The sequence below is a fragment of the Novosphingobium sp. BL-A-41-Hi4B-X5A genome (genome assembly GCF_055521705.1).
On sequence record NZ_CM145500.1, the window covers coordinates 2,193,794 to 2,215,437 of the forward strand.

Sequence of the window (21,644 nt, forward strand, 5' to 3'; positions counted from 1 at the left end):
AACCTCCGTTTGCCAGTCCTGCCCGCGTCGAAAGGATTACCAATGGCAGGTAAGGCTCTCGCCTTCGATGTTGGGGACTACGTCGTTTATCCGAAGCATGGTGTCGGCCGGGTGGTCGAACTTCAGGACGAAGAAATTGCCGGCATGAAGCTGCAGCTCTACGTGCTGCGCTTCGAAAAGGAACGCATGACTCTGCGCGTTCCGGTCAACAAGGTTGAAGCGATCGGCATGCGCAAGCTGTCGTCCGACAAGACGCTGCGCGAAGCGCTCGATACGCTCAAGGGCAAGCCCAAGGTCAAGCGCACCATGTGGTCGCGCCGCGCCCAGGAATACGAAGCGAAGATCAACTCGGGCGACCTCGTGTCGATCGCCGAAGTGACGCGCGACCTGTTCCGTGCCGATGATCAGCCGGAACAGTCCTACTCGGAGCGCCAGATCTTCGAAGCAGCCTCCTCGCGCCTCGCCCGCGAACTCGCGGCGATGGAAAAGACTGACGAGCCTGCCGCGCTCAAGAAGATCCTCGCGATCCTCAACGAACACGCGCCGAAGTACTACGAAACGGCCTGATCCGTTTCACGCACTGGTGCATGAAACAGGCCTCCGGGAAACCGGGGGCCTTTTTCGTTGCGATGGAAGCATTGTCTCTGGCTTTTCACATTGTCCTGAAGGACCATCCCGGCGATCGGAGCGCTCTTTGGCCTGACTTGGGGGATTACTTTGTGAAATCTGCTGCACTTGCCCTTTTGCCCGTTTTTCTGCTGACGGCCCTTCCCGTACAGGCGAAAGCCTCGGCTATCTCGTATGACTGCGATACCCGGGGCGACCATTTCTCGGAGCTGTTGCTGCCGGTCCCTGATGGATCGGTTACGGTCACCGGGAAGGTGCAGGTCCGGGATCTCGCGGAGTTCAAGAAGTACGCGCCCTTGGTGCGGATCGGATTTGCACAGTCTGCAGGCAATCCCGGTGAAGCGCCGGTGGATATTGCCGGCATCAAGATCACCGCGATGCCGGCCAAGCTGGTCGACAAGTCGATCAAGGACCCCAAGCTGGCTATCCAGCTTCTGCAGTGGGACGAGTTTGCCGGCGGCAAGGAAGTCGAAAGCGAACCGATCAATGTGCTGCCGGTGGGTGAGGCCCTGCCGTTCTCGCTGCGGTTGACCGGCACCTCGGTCTCGATCAACTTTGCCGGAAGCAAAAGGACATTTGCCACAGCGATCAATTCGCCAGTCGTGCGGGTCATTTGCTCGACCGGGGAATTTCTGTTCACCGATCTGTCGATCTCGTCGACGGGTTGATCGTCGCGGGCCTTTGTCTCGAACGACCAACTCCTGCCTTGGCTCCACCAACGACTTGGCCGATATCGTATCACCGTGTTATATCGGCAATACAGTTAGGAATGGCGGCAGGAGTGACTTCGTCATGTTCAGGAATTTCGTTCGCGCGCCCCTTTTACGGACTTTGGCTGGCGTTGCTGTCATGGGTCTCGCCACTGCACTCAGCGGGTGTGACGGCGGCAACATCTCGTTCAATGGTAAGAAGGGCGTTCCGCTTGCCGATCTCGACATGAGCGGCGCTGCGCCGACCGGAATTGCACTTTTGGGTCCGGACAATGTCCGTATCACCCGGGGCGACAAGCTGGCGATCACGGTCGAGGGCGAAGGCGCCGACAAGCTGCGTTTTGCCCTGTCGGAAGGCCAGCTTGGCATCACGCGCGAGGATTGGAAGCTTGGTCAGTCAACCCGCGCGGCGACCGTCAACGTCACGCTTCCGGCGTTGAACGAGGTCGTGCTCGCCGGCTCCGGCAACCTGACCACCGACCAGCTCGGCGGCGATGATGCCAAGATCACCGTCGCCGGATCGGGCGTGGTCGAGGCGCGCGCGATCGACGCGCAGAAGCTCGGCATCGACGTGGTCGGTTCGGGCAAGCTGCGCGCCGCTGGCAAGGCGAGGGAACTGAAGATGACCGTGGCCGGCAGCGGCGATGCCGAAATGGACGGGCTGACGGTCGACGAGGTCAAGGTCGACGTCGCCGGTTCGGGCAACGCCCGCTTCGCCTCCAACGGCCACGTCAACGCCAACATCATGGGTTCGGGCGAAGTGCGCGTGTTCGGCCGCGCCACCTGCAAGGTCAGCGCCATGGGCTCGGGCAAGCTGGTCTGCGAGAACGGTGTCACGCCGAACAGCGATGACGCGGACGCGGCCCCGGTGGAGGCGACTGCTGAAGCCGACGAGCAGTGATCTTCTGCAGGACCTGCACCGGATCGGCGCGGCAAGGACCAAACCGGTGCAGGTCCTGCTTGCCAAGTATCTAGTAGGGTGGGATTTTTCCCTTGAGGGAGAAGTCCATGCGCCGTCGCCTCATAGCACTTTCCATTCTCGCGTTCGCGCTGTCAGGCTGCGTCGCCAAAAGCGCGTTCGATCTGGCGACGGCACCGGTGCGGGTGGGCGCAAAGGCGATCGACACCACCGCCGGCGTCTACGATCGCATGACCGTCAGCGAGTCCGAGCGGGATCAGAAGCGCGGCCGCGAAATCCGCCGCCGCGAAGAGCGTTACGGCAAGCTGTCACGCGAATATGACAAGGCTCGCCAAGATTGCAGCCGAGGCGACGATGACGCATGCGAGGATGCCCGCAGCATCTATGCCGAGATGGACGCGATGCGCGCCAGCGTGCCTTACGAAGCTCGCAACTAGGCAGCAGCGCGGCGCAAGCGGTCGTTGATCGCCACGCCGATGCCATGGTCGGGGATCGGCGCCACGGCGATAAGCGGCTGCGGCGCTGCCGAGCCGTGATGCAGGCAGGCGTAGAGCCGCGCCGCTGCCTCCGCCAGATCGCCCGAAGCAGACAGCGTCACGTCTCCGGCGATGTCGCCGAAACCGATCAGGAACTCCCCTGCCCCCGCCTCCGCAGCGTTCAGTCGCACCGGCTTGCCCGGGGCGTAGTGGCTCGCCAACTGCCCGGGAGCCTCGATTCTTGCTGACGTCATGGCGGCGCTTTGTCCGCCCAGAACGCCGGCAATTTCGGGCTCGGTGATCGGGCCTGGCCGCAACACGGTCCATGACCCATCCGCGCGCAGGCCGACGATGGTGGATTCGATTCCCTGCCGCGTTTCCCCGCCATCGAGGATCAGATCGACGCGGTCACCCAGCGAGGCTGCGACATGGGCTGCACTGGTCGGGCTCACTCCGCCCGAGCGATTCGCCGACGGCGCAGCGAGCGGTAATCCACAGGTTTTCAACAGGGCCTGCATCACCGGATGTGCCGGGCAGCGCAGGGCTACTGTCGGCAATCCGGCACTGACTGCGGGGGCTAATCCTGCGCCCTCGCGCAGGGGCAGGACCATGGTCAGCGCGCCGGGCCAGAAGGCTTTTGCCAGGTTTCTCGCGCGCTCGTCGAACCGGGCCAGAGCTTCGGCTGCCGTAACGTCGGGCACGTGCACGATCAGCGGGTTGAAATCGGGCCGACCCTTGGCCCGATAGATCCCGGCCACCGCCGCATCGTCGTCGGCGCGGGCGGCCAGGCCATAGACCGTCTCGGTCGGCACGGCGACAGTTCCGCCGCGCGTTATCACCTGCGCGGCAAGCTCCAGTCCCCGGGCGTCGGACAGATGCACTTTGGAAGGCTTTGTCGGCTCCATCAGGCTCGCTATAGGGAGAGCCAGGCCCCGCGCCAAGCGCACATGCCCTGCGCCTGAGATTGCGCGAGACAGGAGAGGACGATGAGTTTCACGCCGCCCACCGCCGACCAGCTGCTCGCCATCCGCGTGAGCGCCGGGATCGACGAACTGGCCCAGAGCGAACGCTTTGCCGCCGCCACGCCCGATCTGGTCGAGGCGATCGTCGAGGGCATTGGCGCGTTCGCCGCGGGTGAATGGGCACCCCTTCATCGCGCGGGCGACCAGATCGGCGCGAAGTGGCGCGATGGCGAGGTCACTCTCCCGCCCGGCTATGTCGATGCCTACAAGGCCTTCGTCGAGCAGGGCTGGAACTCGATTGCCGGGTCGACCGAGTTCGGCGGGCAAGGCCTGCCGTTTACGCTGGCCACGGCAACGCTCGAAACGCTGGGCGCGGCCAACATGGGCTTCACCCTGCTGCCGATGCTCACAGTCGGCGCGATCGAGGCGCTGGAGCATCACGGCAGCGAAGCGCAGAAGGCGATGTACCTGCCCAAGCTGATCAGCGGCGAATGGTCGGGCACGATGAACCTGACCGAACCACAGGCCGGTTCCGACGTGGGTGCCCTGCGCACCACCGCCACGCCGATCACCGAAGGGCCGCACGCCGGCAAGTGGCGCATCGTCGGCACCAAGATCTACATCACGTTCGGCGAGCATGACGCGGCTGACAACGTCGTCCATCTCGTTCTTGCCCGCACCCCCGGTGCGCCGGAGGGTTCGCGCGGCATTTCGCTGTTCATCGTTCCGAAGTTTCACGTGGAACAGGATGGTTCTATCGGCGCCCGCAACGACGTGCGCTGCGTCTCGATCGAGCACAAGCTCGGCATCCACGCCTCGCCCACCTGCGTGATGAGTTATGGCGACGAGGGCGAATGTATCGGCGAGATGGTCGGCCATGAGAATGGTGGCCTGCGCGCGATGTTCACGATGATGAACTCGGCCCGCATCAATGTTGGCAGCCAGGGCGTCCAGATCGCCGAGCGCGCGTTCCAGCAGGCGCGGGCCTATGCGCGAGACCGCGTGCAGTCGGCCCGCGCCGGTGCGGCCGACAAGGCCCCGGTCGCGATCATCGAGCATCCCGACGTGCGCCGTATGCTGATGCGCATGCGCGCCCTGACCGAAGGCAGCCGCGCCCTGCTCTACTACACGGCAGGCCAGGTCGATCGCGGCGCACTCGGCAATGACGCGGCGCAGAAGCGCGCCGAACTGCTGGTGCCGATGCTCAAGGCGTGGGGCACCGATATCGGCTGCGAAGTCGCCAGCCTCGGCATTCAGGTCCACGGCGGCATGGGCTTCATCGAGGAAACCGGCGCCGCCCAGCACCTGCGCGATTCCCGCATCGCCCCGATCTATGAAGGCACCAACGGCATCCAGGCGGCAGACCTCGTCACGCGCAAACTCGGTTACGACAACGGCGGTGTGCTGCAGGCACTGATGGCCGAAATCGCGTCTGAGATGGAAGACGTCCCCGAAGTCGCGGCTCTGGCCAAGGATGCCGCTGCGATCGGCCAGTGGATGAGCACGACCGCCTCGCTTGACGACAAGCTGGCAGGCTCCGTGCCCTTCACCACGATGTGCGCGGTTGCCGTTGCCGGGTGGCAGTTGGCCCGCCAATCGCGCGCGTCGGACCTGCACAGCAAGATCGCCGTGACCAAGTTCTTCAACCGCGTGATCGTGCCCGAGGCGCGCGGCCTCGGCTCCTCGGCGATGGCGGGCGCAGCGCTGCTCTACGATCTCGACAGCGAGGCGCTTGCCGGATAACCGCCGGCCCGATAATCGCCTGGCCATGACCGACGCCCTGCTCAACCGCATCGCCGAGGCGCTGGAGCGCCTTGCCCCGCCGCGCGAGGCCAGTGCCGATTGGCTCGCCTTCCCCGCCTATGTCTGGGACGGCAAGGCGGCGCGCGGGATCGATCCGTTGGAAGCGCCCGCGCTGGGTCTGATGCAGGGGATCGACAAGCAGAAGGCAGCCGTGGTCGAAAATGTCGCGCGGCTTTCGCGCGGTGCTGCGGCGCATGACATGCTGCTGTGGGGCGCGCGCGGTATGGGCAAGTCGGCTCTGCTGCGGGCGGCAACGCTGGCGGCGCAGACCGCGCTGCCCGGTTCCATCGCACTGGTGCAGGCCAGCCCTGACGCTGGCCTGGCTGATCTTTTCGCGATCCTGCGCAAGATCGACCGTCGCTTCCTCGTCTTCCTCGACGATCTTGGTTTCGACGCGGGCGACGGCGACGGCGCGCGCAAGTTGCGCTCGTGGCTGGAAGGCGGCGTCGAAGCACGCCCGGCAAACGTGCGCCTCGCGGTAACGTCTAACCGTCGCGCGATCGTGGAGCGCCATCTTTCCGAGCAGGACGATCCAATCAACCCACGCGACGTGGTGGACGATCGTCTCGCCCTTGCCGACCGCTTCGGCCTGAGCCTTGGCTTCCACAACTGCACGCAGGACGATTACCTCGGGATCATCGCCGGCTACGCGGCGCACTTCGGCCTGGCCTATGAGGAAGGCGATGCGCTGGAATGGTCAAAACGCCGCGGCGGGCGCTCCGGCCGCGTGGCGTGGCAGTACGTCAACGAACTGGCAGGACGGGCTGGCCGGTCGCTCTGATCTGTCCACCCCGCGGCGACTGACCTCGCCTCCAGCCCGCCAAGTCTCGCAGCCCTCCCGCGTGTGGGAGGGCATAAGCGCGATCTTACGCCCCTCCCGCAGGCAGGAGGGTTAAGGGGTGGGCAAAAGCGCTTACTGCTGCGGCTTCATAAGGTCCGAATCTGCGTTCGGCTTCATGATGAACTTGCCGGTGCCCTTGGGCTGGGGCGGTGCCGTGCGCGTCGGGAGTGGCGTGATCGCGGCTGCCGGTTTTGCCCCCGGCGCAACCACGCGCCAGATCACGCCGCCGGTATCGTCGCTGACCAGCAGCGCGCCATCCTTGGCAAAGGCGACCCAGGTCGGGCGTCCGTGCGCGGTGTTTTCGTCGGCAAGGAAGCCGGTCAACACCGGCACCGGCGGATTGGGCAGGACGTTGCCGCGCGTGTCGAACTTCACGAAAACGACGTCATAGCCCGACAGCGGACGGCGGTTCCATGAACCATGGCGCGCGATGAACGCGCCCTGCTGGAACTTGTCGCCCATCAGGTTGCCGCCCTTGGCAAAGGCAAGGCCGAGCGGCGCCACATGCGCGCCAAGGCCGTATTCCGGCTTGCGCACGTAATCGAGCATGTATTCCGGCATCGGCGCCGTCACGCGCTGGTCGATGTTGTTCTTCCAGTAGACCCACGGCCAGCCATAGTTCGCGCCGAACGGCACGTTGGTGAGGTAATCGGGCACGAGGTCAGACCCGAGCATGTCGCGCTCGTTGACCACGGTCCACAGCTCTTCGCTGTAAGGATTGAAGTCCAGACCGTTCGGGTTGCGCAGGCCGCCTGCATACTCGAACGACTTCTTCTTGGCGAAATCGTACTGGTGGATCGAAGCGCGGCGATATTCGGCATCGATGCCACCCTCGGCGATGTTCGAGGCGGAGCCAACCGTGACGTAAAGCTTCGAACCATCCGGCGAAAGCAGCAGGTTGCGCGCCCAGTGGTTGCCGCCGCCGGGCAGGTCCATCAGCTTTTCGGGGCTGCCCGTCAGCGTGGTCTGGCCCAGTTCATAAGGGAACGAGAGCACCGCATTGTGATTCGCCACCAGCAGGCGTCCTTCGCGGAAAGCCATGCCGAACGGCGAATCCAGCGCCGGGTTTTCCATCACGAAGCGCTGCTCGGCCTTGCCATCGCCATCGCCATCGCGCAGCAGCACGATCTTGTTGGGCGAAGGGCCGCCCGCGCCGACCTTCCTGAACAGATAGCCCATCACCGCGCCGGTGATGCCTTCGACCTTGCGCGGTGGCGAATTGGTCTCGGCAACCAGAACATCGCCGTTGGGCAGGGTCACCACGGTGCGGGGGTGATCGAGCTTGTCGGCAAAGCGGGTGACCTGCAGGCCCTGGGCTGCGACCGGCGCCTCGCCATCCTTCCAGCCAATCGGGTCGGCCGTCTTGATCGTCGGGATCGTCTGGCCCTCAGGCCGCGCCAGCTTGGGTTTCGGGCCCGAGGTTTCGTTGAGCGTGTACTCGGCCGAGGACCCGTGGATCGACCAGGCAACCCAGGCGGCAACGATGGCGACGATCACGAGCAGCGCGATCAGCAGTTTCTTGAGAAGCTTCATGCCCTGGAATCTAGGCCTGACCGTGTCTCAGGGCAATGGCACACCTGTGCGAAGTTGCGCGGCGCGACTTTTCGGTCCGGTTGCGCTAGATGCCCTGCCATGTTCACATTCGCACCCACCGACGGCCAGAGCCGCGCCGAACTCCACGCCGATCTCCTCGAGGCCGCCAAGGCCCTCACCCATGGCGAGCCCGACGGCATCGCCAACATGGCCAACCTTGCCGCGCTGATCTGGCAATATCTGCCGGATCTGAACTGGGCAGGCTTCTATCGCATGGTCGGCGGGGAGCTCGTGCTCGGCCCCTTCGTCGGCAAGCCAGCCTGCATCCGTATCGCGCTCGGCTCGGGCGTATGCGGCACGGCGGCGGCGACCGCCACGACCCAGCTCGTGCCCGATGTGCACGCCTTTCCGGGCCATATCGCGTGCGACGCGGCAAGCCGTTCCGAACTGGTCGTGCCGGTGATTCGCGATGGCGCGGTAATCGCGGTGATCGATCTCGACAGCCCCTCGCCCGACCGTTTCGACGAGGACGATGCGCGCGGGATCGAGGCGCTGGCGGCAGCAATCGCGACCCGTATCTGATTCCTGCCCCGATTCGGGACAGACGGGACTCTCGCCCGCCTGAAACCTTGGTTTTATGCGGGTCATGATGGTAAGTTTGCGGTTAACGAACCTTTTCAGGGGCAAACCGCATGCTTCGTCGTCTCTTGATCGCAGCCGTTGCGCTGGGTGCCGTGTCATCTCCGGCCTTGGCTGGTGAACACCGTCGTCCCGGTCCCGTCAGCGGTGGGTGGCAGGGCAGCTACACCGGTGGTTATTATGGCGGTGCGACTGGTCCCATCTATTACCCGCCCATGATCGGCGCGCCCTATCCCACGGTGGTGATGACCCAGCCCTTGGTGGATGCGCCGCCGCCACCTCCGCCGCCGCAGGGCTACTATCCCCAGGCCTATCCGCAGCCAGATCCGCGCTGGGCCGAGATGAACGAGCGTTGCGCCAAGGTCTATGGTGACAAGGGCGTCGGTGGCGCGCTGCTCGGCGGCGTCGTTGGAGGCGTGGCGGGCAACCGCATCGCCGGCAAGGGCAACCGCGTGCTCGGCACGGTCGCCGGTGCTGCCGTCGGTGCAGTGGCTGGCAATGTGATCGACAAGGCCGAGGACAAGGGCATGCGCCGCGAATGCGACGATTATTTCGCCTCGCTCCCGCCGCAGCCCTATCCCGGTGGGCCCTTCCCCGGAGCCTATCCGGGCTATTATCCCGGCTACGCGCCCTATGGCTATGTGATGGTCCCGGTCATGCTGCCCCCGCAGAAGCCCTGCGTTGAAAAGACCGTCGTCACCGAAACCTGGGTCGAGACAAAGCGCGCACGCGTGATCCCGCGGCGTCCGGTCCGCGACAAGCGGGTCAAGGAAAAGCGCGTCTACACCGGCTGAACCGGCAGAATGTCAGAGAAAGGGCCCGCCCTCCGACCTGGAGAGCGGGCCCTTTCGTTTGCATCAGCTTTTTTGATCAGAGCTTGCGCCCGATCAGCTCCTTCATGATCTCGTTGGTGCCGCCGAAGATGCGCGTCACGCGCGCACCGCGCCATGCACGGGCAATCGCATACTCGTTCATGTAGCCTGCGCCGCCATGGAGCTGGAGGCACTTGTCCATCACTTCCCACTGCAGTTCGGTGTGCCACAGCTTGGCCGCGGCGCCTTCCTCGGCGGTCAGTTCCTTCTTCAGGTGCCGAGCCAGCGCCCAGTCGAGGTGCGCCCAGCCCACCTGCAGCTTCGCCTTGATGTCGGCCAGCGTGAAGCGGGTGTTCTGGAAATCGAGGATCGGCTTGCCGAACGCCTTGCGCTCGCGCGTGAATTCGACCGTATCGTCAAACGCCTTCTGCGCCGAAGCCTGCGCGCTGACGGCAATCGACAGGCGCTCCTGCGGCAGCTCGCTCATCAGGTAGATGAAGCCCTTGCCTTCTTCGCCCAAGCAGTTGGTGATCGGCACGCGCACATCTTCGAAGAACAGCTCGGACGTATCGGCTTCGTCCTGGCCGATCTTGTCGAGATTGCGCCCGCGTTTGAAACCTTCGCGGTCGGCTTCGACCAGCACGATCGAGACACCCTTCCAGGCCGGCTGCACTTCGGTGTCGGTCTTGCAGCACACCAGGATCAGGTCGGCGTTCTGGCCATTGGTGATGTAGGTCTTCGACCCGTTGATCACGTAATGGTTGCCGTCCTTCTTGGCCGTGGTCTTCATGCCTTGAAGGTCCGAGCCGGTGCCGGGTTCGGTCATGGCGATGGCGGTGATCACCTCGCCCGAAACCATCTTGGGCAGCCACTTCTTCTTCTGCTCTTCCGAGCCGTAGGAGACGATGTAGTTGACCACGATGTCCGACTGCAGCGAGAAGCCGGTGGCCACGCGCCCGTAATAGGCGCTCTCTTCGTCGACGATGGCGTTGTAGCCGAAGTCGAGGCCGAGCCCGCCGTATTCCTCGGGCACTGTCGGGCACAGCAGGCCGAGCTCGCCAGCCTTTGGCCAGATGCTCTTGGGCACGATGCCCGCCTCGGCCCATTCGTTCGAATGCGGCGCTACCTCGTCCTGCAGGAAGCGGCGGACGGTCTGGCGGAAGGCTTCGTGGTCTTCATTATAGGCTGTGCGCGGGATCAGGTCGAGCGACATGGCCATTCTCTCCGGTTCTGGTTGTTTGCACGCAGCCTATGCGCACAAGCCCGTCCCGGTCAACGAGAATTAATCGACCAATTAATGTCCGATGGTGCAGGCAATGCTGACGCTGTGACGTCAGCATGCATCAGCAATTTCAATTACTTAGAATTCTCCGCCGGTCAGCCGCTGGCAGATCAGGTCCAGCTGGTCGAGGTTCTTGTAGCGAATCGTCACGGCTCCGGTCGTCGGATCGGAGTCAGGCTGGATCACGACCTTGAGCCCGAGGAAGTCCTCGAGGTGCTGCTGGATCGCGGCAAGATCGGCCGCGCCCACCGGATCCTTGCCCGCCCGCGCCTGCCTGCGCTGGCCTTCGGGCCGCGAAGCCTTGCGCGCGAGCTTCTCGACATCGCGCACCGAAAGGTCCTTGGCCACCACTTCGCGCGCCAGACCGACCGGATCGGGCGCGTTGATCAGCGCGCGGGCATGGCCCATCGACAGTTCGCTGCGCACCACCATGTCGAGCACTTCATCGGGCAGCCCGAGCAGGCGCATCATGTTGGCGACATGGCTGCGCGACTTGTCGACGAACTTGGCGATGTCGTTCTGCGTCAGTCCCTCGCTGTCGGCCAGGCGCTGATACGCCCGCGCCTCTTCCACCGGGTTGAGGTCTTCGCGCTGAAGGTTTTCGATCAGCGCCAGCGCGGCAACATCGCGATCGTCCAGCTTGCGGACGATGGCCGGGATTTCGTGAACCTGCGCCTTCTGCGCCGCACGCCAGCGGCGCTCACCGGCCACGAGCTGATAGCGTCCGCCCGACAGCGGCCGCACGACCACCGGCTGGATCACGCCGCGCGCTGCGATCGACTGCGCCAGTTCCTCCAGCGCATCCTCATCGAAGTGACGGCGCGGCTGCTCCGGGTGCGGTTCGATCGAGGCGACGGTCAGCAGCGCCAGCCCGCCGTCGCGGCTCTCGGCAACGTCAGCCGGCGAAACCGAGATGCGCGCGATCGGCTCCTCGCGTCGCACTTCGCCCATCAGTGCGCCAAGGCCACGGCCAAGACCGGTCCTGCGCACTGGTGCCTTGACTGCGTCTTCGCCGCTCATGCCGCTTGTCTCCTCTCGGGCAGGCGACCGATCAGCTCGCGCGCCAGTTTCATGTAGGCCTGCGAACCGGGGCAGGCATGGTCATAGATCAGCGCCGGCAACCCGTGGCTCGGCGCTTCGGACAGGCGTACGTTGCGCGGGATCACGCTCTCGAACACCAGATCGCGCAGGCATGAGCGCACGTCGTCGGCGACCTGATCGGTCAGGCGATTGCGCCGGTCATACATGGTCAGCACGATGCCAAGGATGCCGAGGTCCGGGTTGAACCGCTCCTGCACCCGCTCCACCGTCTGCAACAACTGGCTCAGGCCTTCGAGCGCGAAGAACTCGCACTGCAAGGGCACCAGGATCGTGTCCGCCGCAGTCAGGGCATTCAGCGTCAGCAGGCCGAGCGACGGCGGGCAATCGATCAGGCAGATGTCATGCCCGGTGTCGCCATTGAGCACCTTGCGCAGGCGATGGGTGCGATCTTCGACGCTGACCAGTTCCACTTCCGCACCGGAGAGGTCGACCGTCGCGGGCACGATGTCCAACCCCGGAATGCGGGTCTCCATCAGGCACTCGGCGACCGACGCCTGATCGATCAGCAGGTCATAGGAAGAACGCTCACGCTCACCCGCAGAGATGCCGATTCCGGTCGAGCAGTTGCCCTGTGGATCGAGATCGATCAGCAGCGTCTTCCACCCCGTTGCCGCGAGCGCGGTGGCGATGTTGATCGCCGTGGTGGTCTTGCCTACCCCGCCCTTCTGGTTTGCGACCGCGATCGTGATCATTTGCGTTTGCCCTTGGCGTTCGAGGGTCGCGGTGGACTGCCGCCGAGAAGTCGGCCGCAAATCACACCAGCGTTCGCATCCGTCAGGGATTGTTCCACGTGGAACATGTGATTCCATGATTCGGGGAGCATCTGCAATTCTTGCGCTGCCCCTGCCCCTTTCGGCAACAGCCAGACCGTGTCCGGTGTGGAAAAGCGTGCGGAAAGAGTAACCAGCTTGTCCAAAGGCGCGAAAGCACGAGCAGAGATGACTGCACGCGGACCTGACGGCAGATCCTCCACCCGCGACAGGACCACGCGAACATTGCCAAGCCCCAACGCATCCGCAGCGCGCTGAAGCCATTCAGTGCGAAGACGCCGGGAATCCACCAAGGTGACCGGGCGATCCGGCTGCAGGGTAGCAATCGCGAGACCGGGAAAGCCGGCACCCGTGCCGAGATCGAGCCACTCACCATCGGGAAGTGTTTCACGTGAAACATGCAGCAGCTGTGCGGAGTCGACGATGTGGCGCACCCACACGTGCGGCAGCGTTCCTCGCGCGACGAGGTTCTGCCGCTCGTTCTCCTCAAGCAGCAGCGCCACAAGTTGCTCCAGACGCTCCATGCCCGGCGCGTCAACGCCAAGCACGTCGGGCAGCCACGCCTGCGCCTCGGCCTCGGTAACGATCGTCATGCGGCGATCCTCCGCCGGGCGTGAACCAGGAGGCTGGCAAGAGCCGCTGGCGTGATTCCGGCAATGCGACCGGCCGCGGCAAGCGTATCTGGCTGGGCCTTCTCCAGACGCTCGACCATTTCGCGTGACAGACCCGGCACCTCGGCAAAGGGGAAGCCCTCCCCCAACGGCACATGGTCGGACGCGCGCAAGTCGCGCAGTTCGGCATCCTGCCGCGCAAGGTATGGCGCGTAGGCCGCGTCCTCCTCAACCTCCTCGGCAAGAAGTGGATCGAAGATCGCATCGCCGATCCAGGGTCGCAAAGTTTCGAGCGTCACTTCCGGAAAGCGCAGCCACTCGGCCAGTGAGCGCCGGGCGCCATCCGCGCCTACCGCCATGCCGGCACGGCTGAGTTCTGTCGAAGTTGCTGCCAGCGCCAGCGCCTCTTCCAATCGTCCCCGCTGCGCCTGCCGCGCCTCGAACCACCTGGCCCGCTCATCGCCAATGCACCCGACCGCAAGGCCAATCGGCGTCAGCCGCGAGCTGGCATTGTTGGCGCGCAGGCGGAGGCGATACTCGGCCCGCGCCGTCAGCATCCGGTAGGGCTCGCTCACGCCGTGCAAGGTCAGGTCATCGACCATCACCGCCATGTAGCTGTTGGCACGATCAAGTTCAGGAGCCTCACGCCCCAGCACGGCCGCCGCGGCATGCATTCCAGCGACCAATCCCTGCGCCGCCGCTTCCTCATACCCGGTCGTGCCGTTGATCTGTCCGGCGCAATAAAGTCCCGGGATGGCCTTGACCTCGAGGCTCCGGCGCAGCGCGCGCGGGTCGATGTGGTCATATTCGACGGCGTAGCCCGGCACGGTGATCTCGGCCTGCTCCAGCCCTTCCATTGAACGGATCATCGCCACCTGCACATCGGTCGGCAACGAGGTGGAGACTCCGTTGGGGTAGACGGTGGGGTCATCCAGGCCTTCCGGTTCAAGGAACACCTGGTGCCCATCGCGGTCGCCGAAGCGGTGGATCTTGTCTTCGATCGACGGGCAATAGCGCGGGCCCTGTGCGCCGATGGCACCGGTGAACAGGGGAGAGCGATCCAGCCCTGCCCGGATGATCTCATGCGTCCGTTCATTGGTCCGCGCGATCGCGCAGAACACTTGCGGCAGCGGACGAGTCTTTGTCAGCGGTGACATCGTCCACGGGTCGGCGTCGCTCGGCTGCTCTGGCAGGCGTGCCCAGTCGATCGTCCGACCATCGATGCGCGGCGGCGTCCCCGTCTTCAGTCGCGCCATTGGCAAGTCCGCTGCCCGCAACTGTTGGGCCAGGCGATGCGCCGAACTCTCGCCGATCCGCCCGCCGTCCATGCGCTCCTCGCCGCGGAACAAGCGCCCGCCGAGGAAAGTGCCCGTGCACAGAACCACCGCCCTGCCCTCAAGCCGTGTACCGTCGGCAAGGTCGATCCCGGCAACGCGGCCCTGTTCAAGATGGAGGGCCGCCGCCTCTCCACCAACCAGCGTCAGGTTCGGCTGTGCGGCGATCATCAGCTGGATCGCCGCCTTGAAGCGTTTGCGGTCCGCCTGCACGCGTGGCCCCTGCACTGCGCTACCCTTCGACCGGTTGAGCATGCGGTAGTGAATCGCTCCGGCGTCTGCTGCGCGCGCGATCAGGCCGTCAAAGGCATCGACCTCGCGCACGAGGTGGCCCTTGCCGAGGCCGCCGATCGCCGGGTTGCAGCTCATCGCGCCAACCGTTGCGGGATCGAACGAGACCAGAGCGGTGCGCGCACCCATCCGCGCCGCAACGGCGGCCGCCTCGACGCCGGCGTGTCCGCCGCCGACCACGATGATGTCGAATTGCTGCATGACTGGCGCGATACGCGACTTGTGGATTCGCGTCAAAGTTTCAGGTGCGGTGTTTCACGTGAAACACTACTTGCCGATGCAGAAGCGTCCGAACAGCGCGTCGAGCATGTCCTCGGTCCCGGTCCTGCCGACCAGAGCATCCAGTGCGCGCCGGGCAAGGCGAAGGTTCTCCGCCGCCAGCAATCCGTCACGCTCCACCGCCGCAAAGCGCAGGGCTTCCGCGACCTCGCTCAGCCGGTCGTGCTGCCGCTGATTCAGTGCCGCCTGACCCGGCGCTGGTAGGGAGCGCCGCGCATGGTCGACGAGTGCGGAGCGCAAGGCTGCAAGACCCTCCCCTGTCCGGGCCGACAACGCCAGCGCCTTGTCCGATTTACGTGGCGCGGTCGGATCGTCCGCTCGTGCTGCGATTTCCCACAGCGTCCGCCCCTCCGGCCCCTCTCCTTCAGGTCCAAGCCACAGGATCAGGTCTGCCTTCTCTGCGGCCGCCCTCGCCCGTGCAATGCCGATCCGCTCGATCTCTCCCGCGCCTTCATCACGCAGTCCTGCCGTGTCGGCGAAGGTGAACGGCACGCCATCGAGCGAGGCGGCGAAAGTCAGAACATCGCGGGTCGTGCCGGGCTCCGCCGCCGTGATTGCCGCTTCCTGTTCGACAAGCGCATTGAACAGCGTCGATTTTCCCGCGTTGGGAGGCCCGGCAAGTACGACGCGGAAGCCCTCCTTGAGCGGTTCTGCGCGCGGGCGGGAAAGCCATGCTTCGATCCGCTCGGCCAGCGCAATGCACTCACCGGCAAAGCCTGCGGGAAGCGCGGCTTCCCCCTCACCCACATCGTCCTCGTCCGAAAAGTCGAGCGCGGCCTCGAGCCTCGCCGAGATGCGCAGGAGCTCCGCGCGCCATTCTTCGACGTCGCGCGAAAGCGCACCCTCGGCCATGGCCAGCGCAACGCGCCGCTGCAGTTCAGTCTCCGCCGACAGCAGGTCGGCCAGGCCCTCCGCTTCGGCCAGATCGATGCGGCCATTGGCAAAAGCCCGGCGGGTGAACTCGCCCGCCTGTGCCCGGCGCAATCCCGGCAGCCGCTCAAGTGCTGCTTCGACAGCGGCCACCACAGCGCGGCCACCATGGAGATGCAGTTCGGCACTGTCCTCACCGGTCGCCGTACCTGGACCGGGCAGCCAGAGCACCATCGTCCGGTCAAGATGCGTACCGTCCGCGGGGTCAGCGAGTGTCGCCAAGCTCGCGCGGCGTGGCGCAGGCAGCTTGCCGCAGAGTGCACGCAACGCTGGGCTTGCCTGTGGGCCACTGATGCGGATGACGGCGATGCCCGCAGGTGGCGAGCCGGAGGAAAGGGCGAAGATGGTATCGGTCACCGCCTCGCCCTACACTGTTCCACGTGAAACGTCAGTCCTTCGACTTCTTGGAACTAGCCCCTGTCATTGCGCCAAGACCGCCCTGCTCCATGAAGTTCTGGAACAGCTTCAGTCCGATCTCGCCCATTGGCGCGACTTGCTTGGCAAAGCTCTGCAACTGGTCGAGGCTGCCCGCCCCCTGCATCGCCTTGGCGACGCTTTCGATGTAGACGTCGTTCGCTTTCGAAACATCGGGCAGGCCGAGGAAACGGCGGGCTTCTTCGGGCGTGCAATCGACTTCGACGGTGACTTTCATGTGCGCCCTTTCCGGCATCCGCTGGTCGGCGGAGATTGTCATGCACGCTTGGCAAAGTCCACCGCCGGGGCCAACATGTCTTTCGACCAACTCCTTTGAATCGCAGGATGAACAACCATGGGCGAGAAGATCACGTTTGCAGCACTTGATGGCGAAGGCGATATCCCCGGCTATCTGGCCACGCCCGATGGCCCGATCCGTGCCGCCATCATCGTCATCCCCGAGATCTTCGGCGTGAACCCCGGCATTCGTCACAAGTGCGAAGCCTGGGCAGATCAGGGCTACATGGCGCTGGCGCCTGACATCTTCTGGCGCTTCGCGGCAGGCGTCGAACTCGATGCCGATGTGCCAGAGCAGTTCCAGGAAGCCCTGGGCTATTTCGGCCAGTACGATGCCGACAAGGGCGTGAAGGACATCGAGGCGGCGATTCGCTTCCTGCGCGGCTACGAAGGCATCGACAAGGTTGGCCTCGTCGGGTTCTGCCTGGGCGGTCGCATGGCCTACATGGCCGCGGCGCGCACCGATATCGACGCCTCGGTTGGCTACTACGGCGTGATGATCGACCAGATGCTGAACGAATCGCACGCCATCGCCAATCCGCTGATGCTGCACATCCCCACCGCCGACCACTTCGTCGGCCCGGAAGCGCAGAAGGCGATTCACGATGGCCTTGATCCGCATCCGAAGGTCACGCTGCACGACTATGAGGGCCTCGACCACGGCTTTGCCGCCGAGATGGGCAGCCGCCGTGACGAGGAAGGTGCCGCCCTCGCCGATCGCCGTACCCGCGATTTCTTTGCGCAGCATCTCGGCTAAATTTCTTGCGTTGCGCCGGATCAATGCCGGCGCAGCGCCCCTGCCCTAACCAGAACCAGAACAACGGGAGAAGCACATGAAACTCGGCCTTGCAGCCTGGCACCGGTACATGGTCAGCGGCGATACCGCGCTGCTCGACGAGCTCGTCGCGGACGATGCCGTGTTCCACTCCCCCGTCGTCCACACCCCGCAAGAGGGCCGCGAGAAGGTGCTGATGTATCTCACCGCCGCGGGCCAGGTCTTCGGCAACGGCACCTTCCGCTATGTGCGCGAACTGGTGGACGGACCCGAGGCCTGCCTCGAGTTCGAATGCGAGATGGACGGCATCAAGGTCAACGGCATCGATCTGATCCGCTTCGACCTTGAAGGCCGCATCGTCGATTTCAAGGTCATGGTCCGCCCGCTGAAGGCGATCAACAAGGTCTGGCAGCTCATGGCCGAGCGGCTTGAGAACACCTGATAGGCGTTAACACATGAAAAAAGCCCGCAGCGCGAACTGCGAGCTCTAATCTAAGCCATTGATTTCAAACTGAAATCAACCGTCGTAATCGGCACCCAGCGAGGTGTTGCGCACCGGCGCCGCAGCCGTGATGCGCAGCGCTTCGGCCGACTGCGACAGCGAGCCGATTTCATCGACTTCATCATCGTCGTCAGGCAGCACGCGCTGCAGCGACTGGATCACGTTTTCCTTGAGCACGGCGGGACGCACGGTCTCTTCAGCGATCTCGCGCAGGGCGACGACCGGGTTCTTGTCACGGTCACGATCGACGGTGAGTTCGGCGCCGCCCGAGATGGCGCGTGCGCGCTCGGCAGCCAGAAGGACGAGATCGAAACGGTTGGGGACCTTGTCGACGCAATCTTCGACGGTAACGCGCGCCATCAGGCACTCCAATCAATCAAAGGATACGGAAAGGACGCCAGCTAGGCTGCAGGTGTGGAAAAGTCAAGAAAACTACTCGTCATCGCTCGCATAAGCGGCGCGCAGGTCATCAGGCGCCAGATCGCTGAAGCGGGTGATGCGCGATTCGAAGCGCAGGCGGACCTTGCCAGTCGAACCGTGGCGCTGCTTGGCGACGATCAGTTCGGCCAGGCCATAGACCCGCTCCATTTCCGCCTGCCACGCGGCGTGGGCTTCCTGCACCTTGGCGTCGTCATTGCCCTGCGGCTGCTTCGGCTCCTTGGCAGCGACGTAGTAGTCCTCGCGGAACACGAACCAGACCATGTCGGCGTCCTGCTCGATCGAGCCCGATTCGCGCAGGTCCGAAAGCATCGGGCGCTTGTCGTCGCGCTGTTCCACCGCACGGCTGAGCTGCGAAAGCGCGATCACCGGAACCGAGAGTTCCTTGGCCAGCGTCTTCAAACCTCGCGAAATTTCCGAGATTTCGTTGACGCGGTTGTCGCTGCGGCCCGATCCCTGCAGCAGCTGCAGGTAGTCGACGATGATCAGGCCGATGTCGTGGCGACGCTTCAATCGGCGCGCCCGGGCGCGAAGCGAGCCGATCGTCAGCGCCGGCGTATCGTCGATATAGAGCGGCAGTTCAGCGAGACGCTGGCTGGCGAAGGACAGTTGCTGGAAATCCTCGCGGCTGATGCGGCCCATGCGCAGCGCTTCGGAACTGATGCCCGACTGTTCGGCAAGGATACGCGTGGCCAGCTGATCCGCGCTCATTTCCAGGCTGAAGAAGGCGACCCCTGCCCCCACCGAATCCTTGAGCGAAATGCCGTCAGCCATGTCGCGGCGCAGCCGGTCGGCGGCGTTGAACGCGATGTTGGTGACGAGCGAGGTCTTGCCCATGCCGGGGCGTCCGGCAAGGATGATAAGGTCGGAATCGTGCAGGCCACCGATCTTCTCGTTGACCGAAGTCAGGCCCGTGGTCTTGCCCGAGATATGGCCGCCCGAAAGCAGCGCCTTCTCGATCATTTCCAGCGATGCGCGCGTAGCCTGGGCAAAGCTCTGCGCCTCGCTGCCGGTCTGCGCGCCTTCGGCCACGGCATAGAGCGCGGCTTCGGCCTTCTCCACTTGCTCCAGCGGGGCGACCGAATCGCTGGTGTCCAATGCGCCTTCGACGAGATTGCGCCCGACCGAGATCAGCTCGCGCAACAGGGCGAGGTCATAGATCTGCTCGGCCAGCTCGCGAGGGTTGAGCAGGCCCTGGCCGTCAGACGTCAGCCGTGCCAGATAGGCGACGCCGCCCAGTTCCTTCAGCCCCTCGTCGCTTTCGAAATAGGGCTTGAGCGTCACCGGGGTGACCACTGCCTTGCGATCGATCAGCGCCTGGATGCGCTCGAACACGCGGCCATGGACGGCCGCAAAGAAATGCTCGGATTTCAGCGGGGTCTGCAGTTCTTCCAGAATGCGATTGTCGATCAGCACCGCCCCCAGAAAGGCCGCTTCCGCCTCGACGTTGGAGGGGAGCGCGCGGATTTCCGAAGGTTCGCGGGTGAGGATGGCTTCGCTGGCGGACATCGGCGCATAGTGCCCGAACCGGCCCGATCCGGCAATGGACAGACCCTGTGGATAGCGGGGAGCACGCGGTCAAAACCCTTGCCCGCGGCCTAAGCGTCTGCAACACATGAAGCCCTGATGGCAGACCCGCGCATCTCGCATATCGAGCTGGACGAAGCGACGATCATCTGGCGCAACGCCGATATCGAGCAGGAGCGGCGCATCGCGATCTTCGATCTGATCGAGGAAAACACCTTCAAGCCGCTGCGCGCGTTCGAGGCGGGGCACACCGGGCCCTACCGGCTCAAGCTTTCGGTCGACGACGGGCGGCTGGTGCTTGCCATTGCCGACGATGCCGGCACCCCGCTCGAGACGATCATTCTCGGCCTCGGCCGTTTTCGCCGCCCGATCCGCGAATATTTCGCGATCTGCGACAGTTACTATCAGGCGATTCGCAAGGCCACCGCGTCCGAGATCGAGACGATCGACATGGCCCGGCGCGGCATTCACAACGATGCTGCCGATACCCTGCTCGAACGCCTCGAAGGCAAGATCGATACGGATTTTCCCACGGCCCGTCGGCTCTTTACCCTGATCTGCGTGCTGCATATCAGGGGCTGATCTGAGACTCGGGGCGCGCAACTCTCGATATGCCGAAAAAACGGAAAACTGGCCGCCCTGGTGCGGCACGAAGACGCATTCTTGGCGTCCTGCTGCTGGTGGCCATGATCGCCGGTGGCTTTGCCTGGTGGAAGGCCCGCAACTGGATGCCGGACCGCCGCGACTATGCCGTGCAAGGCGTCTGGCTGAGCGACGATGACGGCCCGATCGACTGGCGCCTGCTGCGCGCTGCAGGTGCGGATTTCGCCTACCTCACCGCAAGCGAGGGAACCTCGACCCGAGACACTGCCTTTGCCGATGGCGTGATCGCCGCGCGCCAGCGGGGCATGCAGGTCGGCGCGCTCCACGTCTATGACCTGTGCGCTCCGGCCGATGCGCAGGCCGCCAATTTCGTCACCATCGTCCCGCGCGACAAGGACCTGCTGCCGCCCGCCATCCGGCTCGACATCGATTCGCGCACCTGCCCGCAGGTCCCCGGCGAAGCGCAGATGCAAAGCGAGCTGACCACGTTCCTCAACCAGGTGGAAAAGCACGCCGAAAAGCCGGTGATCCTGATGGTTTCGCGCAGTCTCGAGAAGGAGTACCACCTCGCCGCGCGGATCGATCGCAATATCTGGGTGGCGCAGGATTTCCTCGCACCGACTTATGCGGGCCGGCCATGGGTGATGTGGACGGCAAGCGATCGCCTGCGTCTGGATGCCAGCACAAAGCCCGTGCATTGGGTGGTGGTGCAACCGTGAGGACCTTTGCGTGACTGACCTTTTGACCGCTTCCCGCGAGGACCTGATCGCCGCCGCCCGGCGCGCGATGGACACAGCTTACGCCCCCTACTCCGGCTTTCACGTCGGCGCGGCGCTGCTGTTCGATGACGGCGCGATCGTCACCGGCGCGAACTTCGAGAATGCCAGCTACGGCCTCTCGCTCTGCGCAGAAACGGTGGCCGCCTCCGTCGCTTCGCACGCCGGACGCCGCGGCGGCCTGCTGGCCGTGGCAGTGCTTGGCGGCATGGGTGGCGCGGTCGAGGCGGCCATCAGCCCGTGTGGCCGCTGCCGCCAGATTCTCAACGAGCTGGCGGCACTGGGCGGCACCGATCCGCTGGTGATCTGCGTCGGCGCGCAGGAAACCGTGGAAATGCGCCTGTCGGTGCTCTTGCCCAACGCCTTCGGCCCCGCCAATCTCGCCTAGACAT

Annotated in this window: 24 protein-coding genes; 13 read left to right on the top strand and 11 right to left on the bottom strand. The window is 64.7% G+C overall.

The features are described from left to right. The first annotated feature begins 42 nt into the window (after window positions 1-42). From ACZ1JY_RS10640 to ACZ1JY_RS10655, 4 genes are all read left to right on the top strand, one after another. Window positions 43-567 (top strand): CarD family transcriptional regulator, encoded by a 525-nt coding sequence (locus ACZ1JY_RS10640; RefSeq protein WP_011443787.1) that lies wholly within the window; start codon window positions 43-45, stop codon window positions 565-567. A gap of 152 nt (window positions 568-719) precedes the next feature. Next, window positions 720-1,295, top strand: a complete 576-nt coding sequence (locus ACZ1JY_RS10645) for a hypothetical protein (protein ID WP_205525254.1) — start codon at window positions 720-722, stop codon at window positions 1,293-1,295. A 181-nt stretch (window positions 1,296-1,476) separates the two neighbouring features. Then, window positions 1,477-2,238: a head GIN domain-containing protein gene (locus ACZ1JY_RS10650; RefSeq protein WP_465129246.1), complete on the top strand. Its 762-nt coding sequence runs from the start codon at window positions 1,477-1,479 to the stop codon at window positions 2,236-2,238. Between the two features lie 107 nt (window positions 2,239-2,345). Beyond that, complete coding sequence (locus ACZ1JY_RS10655; RefSeq protein ID WP_465129247.1) at window positions 2,346-2,693, top strand: hypothetical protein; 348 nt, start codon at window positions 2,346-2,348, stop codon at window positions 2,691-2,693. Here the strand turns inward: ACZ1JY_RS10655 and ACZ1JY_RS10660 are convergent. Then, complete coding sequence (locus ACZ1JY_RS10660; protein ID WP_465129248.1) at window positions 2,690-3,637, bottom strand: L-threonylcarbamoyladenylate synthase; 948 nt, start codon at window positions 3,635-3,637, stop codon at window positions 2,690-2,692. The genes ACZ1JY_RS10655 and ACZ1JY_RS10660 overlap by 4 nt on opposite strands. 81 nt (window positions 3,638-3,718) lie before the next feature. Between ACZ1JY_RS10660 and ACZ1JY_RS10665 the strand changes: the two genes are divergently transcribed. Together ACZ1JY_RS10665 and ACZ1JY_RS10670 are read left to right on the top strand one after the other, a co-directional pair. Further along, window positions 3,719-5,437, top strand: coding sequence for an acyl-CoA dehydrogenase (locus ACZ1JY_RS10665; protein WP_465129249.1), 1,719 nt, complete (start codon window positions 3,719-3,721; stop codon window positions 5,435-5,437). Between the two features lie 25 nt (window positions 5,438-5,462). Next, window positions 5,463-6,278, top strand: a complete 816-nt coding sequence (locus tag ACZ1JY_RS10670; RefSeq protein WP_465129250.1) for a DUF815 domain-containing protein — start codon at window positions 5,463-5,465, stop codon at window positions 6,276-6,278. A gap of 132 nt (window positions 6,279-6,410) precedes the next feature. Here the strand turns inward: ACZ1JY_RS10670 and ACZ1JY_RS10675 are convergent, their stop codons facing one another. Then, window positions 6,411-7,871, bottom strand: coding sequence for a PQQ-dependent sugar dehydrogenase (locus tag ACZ1JY_RS10675; RefSeq protein ID WP_118072799.1), 1,461 nt, complete (start codon window positions 7,869-7,871; stop codon window positions 6,411-6,413). A 99-nt stretch (window positions 7,872-7,970) separates the two neighbouring features. On the opposite strand from ACZ1JY_RS10675, the gene ACZ1JY_RS10680 reads away from it, so the two are divergent. Further along, window positions 7,971-8,453 (top strand): GAF domain-containing protein, encoded by a 483-nt coding sequence (locus ACZ1JY_RS10680; RefSeq protein WP_168904059.1) that lies wholly within the window; start codon window positions 7,971-7,973, stop codon window positions 8,451-8,453. A 110-nt stretch (window positions 8,454-8,563) separates the two neighbouring features. Beyond that, window positions 8,564-9,304 carry a glycine zipper 2TM domain-containing protein gene (locus tag ACZ1JY_RS10685; protein WP_465129251.1) on the top strand — a complete coding sequence of 247 codons (741 nt, stop codon included), beginning with the start codon at window positions 8,564-8,566 and terminating at the stop codon, window positions 9,302-9,304. A gap of 76 nt (window positions 9,305-9,380) precedes the next feature. Here the strand turns inward: ACZ1JY_RS10685 and ACZ1JY_RS10690 are convergent, their stop codons facing one another. From ACZ1JY_RS10690 to ACZ1JY_RS10720, 7 genes are all read right to left on the bottom strand, one after another. Then, window positions 9,381-10,535, bottom strand: a complete 1,155-nt coding sequence (locus ACZ1JY_RS10690; RefSeq protein ID WP_118074592.1) for an acyl-CoA dehydrogenase family protein — start codon at window positions 10,533-10,535, stop codon at window positions 9,381-9,383. A 147-nt stretch (window positions 10,536-10,682) separates the two neighbouring features. Beyond that, window positions 10,683-11,624 carry a ParB/RepB/Spo0J family partition protein gene (locus tag ACZ1JY_RS10695; RefSeq protein WP_168904057.1) on the bottom strand — a complete coding sequence of 314 codons (942 nt, stop codon included), beginning with the start codon at window positions 11,622-11,624 and terminating at the stop codon, window positions 10,683-10,685. Continuing rightward, window positions 11,621-12,397 carry a ParA family protein gene (locus ACZ1JY_RS10700; protein WP_168904056.1) on the bottom strand — a complete coding sequence of 259 codons (777 nt, stop codon included), beginning with the start codon at window positions 12,395-12,397 and terminating at the stop codon, window positions 11,621-11,623. Before ACZ1JY_RS10700 ends, ACZ1JY_RS10695 begins: the two co-directional genes overlap by 4 nt. Further along, window positions 12,394-13,068: a 16S rRNA (guanine(527)-N(7))-methyltransferase RsmG gene (gene rsmG / locus ACZ1JY_RS10705; RefSeq protein WP_465129252.1), complete on the bottom strand. Its 675-nt coding sequence runs from the start codon at window positions 13,066-13,068 to the stop codon at window positions 12,394-12,396. Before rsmG ends, ACZ1JY_RS10700 begins: the two co-directional genes overlap by 4 nt. Beyond that, complete coding sequence (mnmG, locus tag ACZ1JY_RS10710) at window positions 13,065-14,912, bottom strand: tRNA uridine-5-carboxymethylaminomethyl(34) synthesis enzyme MnmG (protein ID WP_465129253.1); 1,848 nt, start codon at window positions 14,910-14,912, stop codon at window positions 13,065-13,067. Before mnmG ends, rsmG begins: the two co-directional genes overlap by 4 nt. Window positions 14,913-14,978: 66 nt before the next feature. Continuing rightward, entirely contained in the window at window positions 14,979-16,277 is a 1,299-nt protein-coding gene (mnmE, locus tag ACZ1JY_RS10715; RefSeq protein ID WP_465129254.1) for a tRNA uridine-5-carboxymethylaminomethyl(34) synthesis GTPase MnmE, read from the bottom strand. A gap of 31 nt (window positions 16,278-16,308) precedes the next feature. Then, on the bottom strand, window positions 16,309-16,572 hold the full coding sequence (locus ACZ1JY_RS10720) for a DUF6489 family protein (RefSeq protein WP_118074591.1): 264 nt from the start codon (window positions 16,570-16,572) through the stop codon (window positions 16,309-16,311). A 117-nt stretch (window positions 16,573-16,689) separates the two neighbouring features. Here ACZ1JY_RS10720 and ACZ1JY_RS10725 point away from each other — a divergent pair, with 117 nt between their 5' ends. Then, a complete protein-coding gene (locus ACZ1JY_RS10725) occupies window positions 16,690-17,388 on the top strand; it encodes a dienelactone hydrolase family protein (RefSeq protein WP_168904052.1) in 699 nt (232 codons plus the stop codon). Window positions 17,389-17,464: 76 nt separating this feature from the next. Beyond that, entirely contained in the window at window positions 17,465-17,848 is a 384-nt protein-coding gene (locus ACZ1JY_RS10730) for a nuclear transport factor 2 family protein (RefSeq protein WP_168904051.1), read from the top strand. Between the two features lie 75 nt (window positions 17,849-17,923). Here the strand turns inward: ACZ1JY_RS10730 and rpoZ are convergent, their stop codons facing one another. Continuing rightward, complete coding sequence (gene rpoZ / locus ACZ1JY_RS10735; RefSeq protein ID WP_039333165.1) at window positions 17,924-18,268, bottom strand: DNA-directed RNA polymerase subunit omega; 345 nt, start codon at window positions 18,266-18,268, stop codon at window positions 17,924-17,926. Window positions 18,269-18,340: 72 nt separating this feature from the next. Then, entirely contained in the window at window positions 18,341-19,855 is a 1,515-nt protein-coding gene (locus ACZ1JY_RS10740; protein ID WP_118074590.1) for a replicative DNA helicase, read from the bottom strand. A 117-nt stretch (window positions 19,856-19,972) separates the two neighbouring features. On the opposite strand from ACZ1JY_RS10740, the gene ACZ1JY_RS10745 reads away from it, so the two are divergent. The 3 genes from ACZ1JY_RS10745 (at window position 19,973) to ACZ1JY_RS10755 (ending at window position 21,640) form a co-directional block, all read left to right on the top strand. Next, window positions 19,973-20,455: a UPF0262 family protein gene (locus ACZ1JY_RS10745; RefSeq protein ID WP_118072789.1), complete on the top strand. Its 483-nt coding sequence runs from the start codon at window positions 19,973-19,975 to the stop codon at window positions 20,453-20,455. 104 nt (window positions 20,456-20,559) lie between these two features. Then, entirely contained in the window at window positions 20,560-21,195 is a 636-nt protein-coding gene (locus ACZ1JY_RS10750) for a glycoside hydrolase family 25 protein (RefSeq protein ID WP_240344908.1), read from the top strand. A gap of 10 nt (window positions 21,196-21,205) precedes the next feature. After that, window positions 21,206-21,640, top strand: coding sequence for a cytidine deaminase (locus tag ACZ1JY_RS10755; RefSeq protein WP_255418796.1), 435 nt, complete (start codon window positions 21,206-21,208; stop codon window positions 21,638-21,640). The last annotated feature ends 4 nt before the right edge of the window (window positions 21,641-21,644 follow it).

Coding starts and splice junctions, on each gene's coding strand:
- ACZ1JY_RS10640 (WP_011443787.1), top strand. CDS start 43: ATGGCAGGTAAGGCTCTCGCCTTCGATGTTGGGGACTACGTCGTTTAT.
- ACZ1JY_RS10650 (WP_465129246.1), top strand. CDS start 1,477: ATGGGTCTCGCCACTGCACTCAGCGGGTGTGACGGCGGCAACATCTCG.
- ACZ1JY_RS10655 (WP_465129247.1), top strand. CDS start 2,346: ATGCGCCGTCGCCTCATAGCACTTTCCATTCTCGCGTTCGCGCTGTCA.
- ACZ1JY_RS10660 (WP_465129248.1), bottom strand. CDS start 3,637: ATGGAGCCGACAAAGCCTTCCAAAGTGCATCTGTCCGACGCCCGGGGA.
- ACZ1JY_RS10665 (WP_465129249.1), top strand. CDS start 3,719: ATGAGTTTCACGCCGCCCACCGCCGACCAGCTGCTCGCCATCCGCGTG.
- ACZ1JY_RS10670 (WP_465129250.1), top strand. CDS start 5,463: ATGACCGACGCCCTGCTCAACCGCATCGCCGAGGCGCTGGAGCGCCTT.
- ACZ1JY_RS10675 (WP_118072799.1), bottom strand. CDS start 7,871: ATGAAGCTTCTCAAGAAACTGCTGATCGCGCTGCTCGTGATCGTCGCC.
- ACZ1JY_RS10680 (WP_168904059.1), top strand. CDS start 7,971: ATGTTCACATTCGCACCCACCGACGGCCAGAGCCGCGCCGAACTCCAC.
- ACZ1JY_RS10685 (WP_465129251.1), top strand. CDS start 8,564: ATGCTTCGTCGTCTCTTGATCGCAGCCGTTGCGCTGGGTGCCGTGTCA.
- ACZ1JY_RS10690 (WP_118074592.1), bottom strand. CDS start 10,535: ATGTCGCTCGACCTGATCCCGCGCACAGCCTATAATGAAGACCACGAA.
- ACZ1JY_RS10695 (WP_168904057.1), bottom strand. CDS start 11,624: ATGAGCGGCGAAGACGCAGTCAAGGCACCAGTGCGCAGGACCGGTCTT.
- ACZ1JY_RS10700 (WP_168904056.1), bottom strand. CDS start 12,397: ATGATCACGATCGCGGTCGCAAACCAGAAGGGCGGGGTAGGCAAGACC.
- rsmG (WP_465129252.1), bottom strand. CDS start 13,068: ATGACGATCGTTACCGAGGCCGAGGCGCAGGCGTGGCTGCCCGACGTG.
- mnmG (WP_465129253.1), bottom strand. CDS start 14,912: ATGCAGCAATTCGACATCATCGTGGTCGGCGGCGGACACGCCGGCGTC.
- ACZ1JY_RS10720 (WP_118074591.1), bottom strand. CDS start 16,572: ATGAAAGTCACCGTCGAAGTCGATTGCACGCCCGAAGAAGCCCGCCGT.
- ACZ1JY_RS10725 (WP_168904052.1), top strand. CDS start 16,690: ATGGGCGAGAAGATCACGTTTGCAGCACTTGATGGCGAAGGCGATATC.
- ACZ1JY_RS10730 (WP_168904051.1), top strand. CDS start 17,465: ATGAAACTCGGCCTTGCAGCCTGGCACCGGTACATGGTCAGCGGCGAT.
- rpoZ (WP_039333165.1), bottom strand. CDS start 18,268: ATGGCGCGCGTTACCGTCGAAGATTGCGTCGACAAGGTCCCCAACCGT.
- ACZ1JY_RS10740 (WP_118074590.1), bottom strand. CDS start 19,855: ATGTCCGCCAGCGAAGCCATCCTCACCCGCGAACCTTCGGAAATCCGC.
- ACZ1JY_RS10745 (WP_118072789.1), top strand. CDS start 19,973: ATGGCAGACCCGCGCATCTCGCATATCGAGCTGGACGAAGCGACGATC.
- ACZ1JY_RS10750 (WP_240344908.1), top strand. CDS start 20,560: ATGATCGCCGGTGGCTTTGCCTGGTGGAAGGCCCGCAACTGGATGCCG.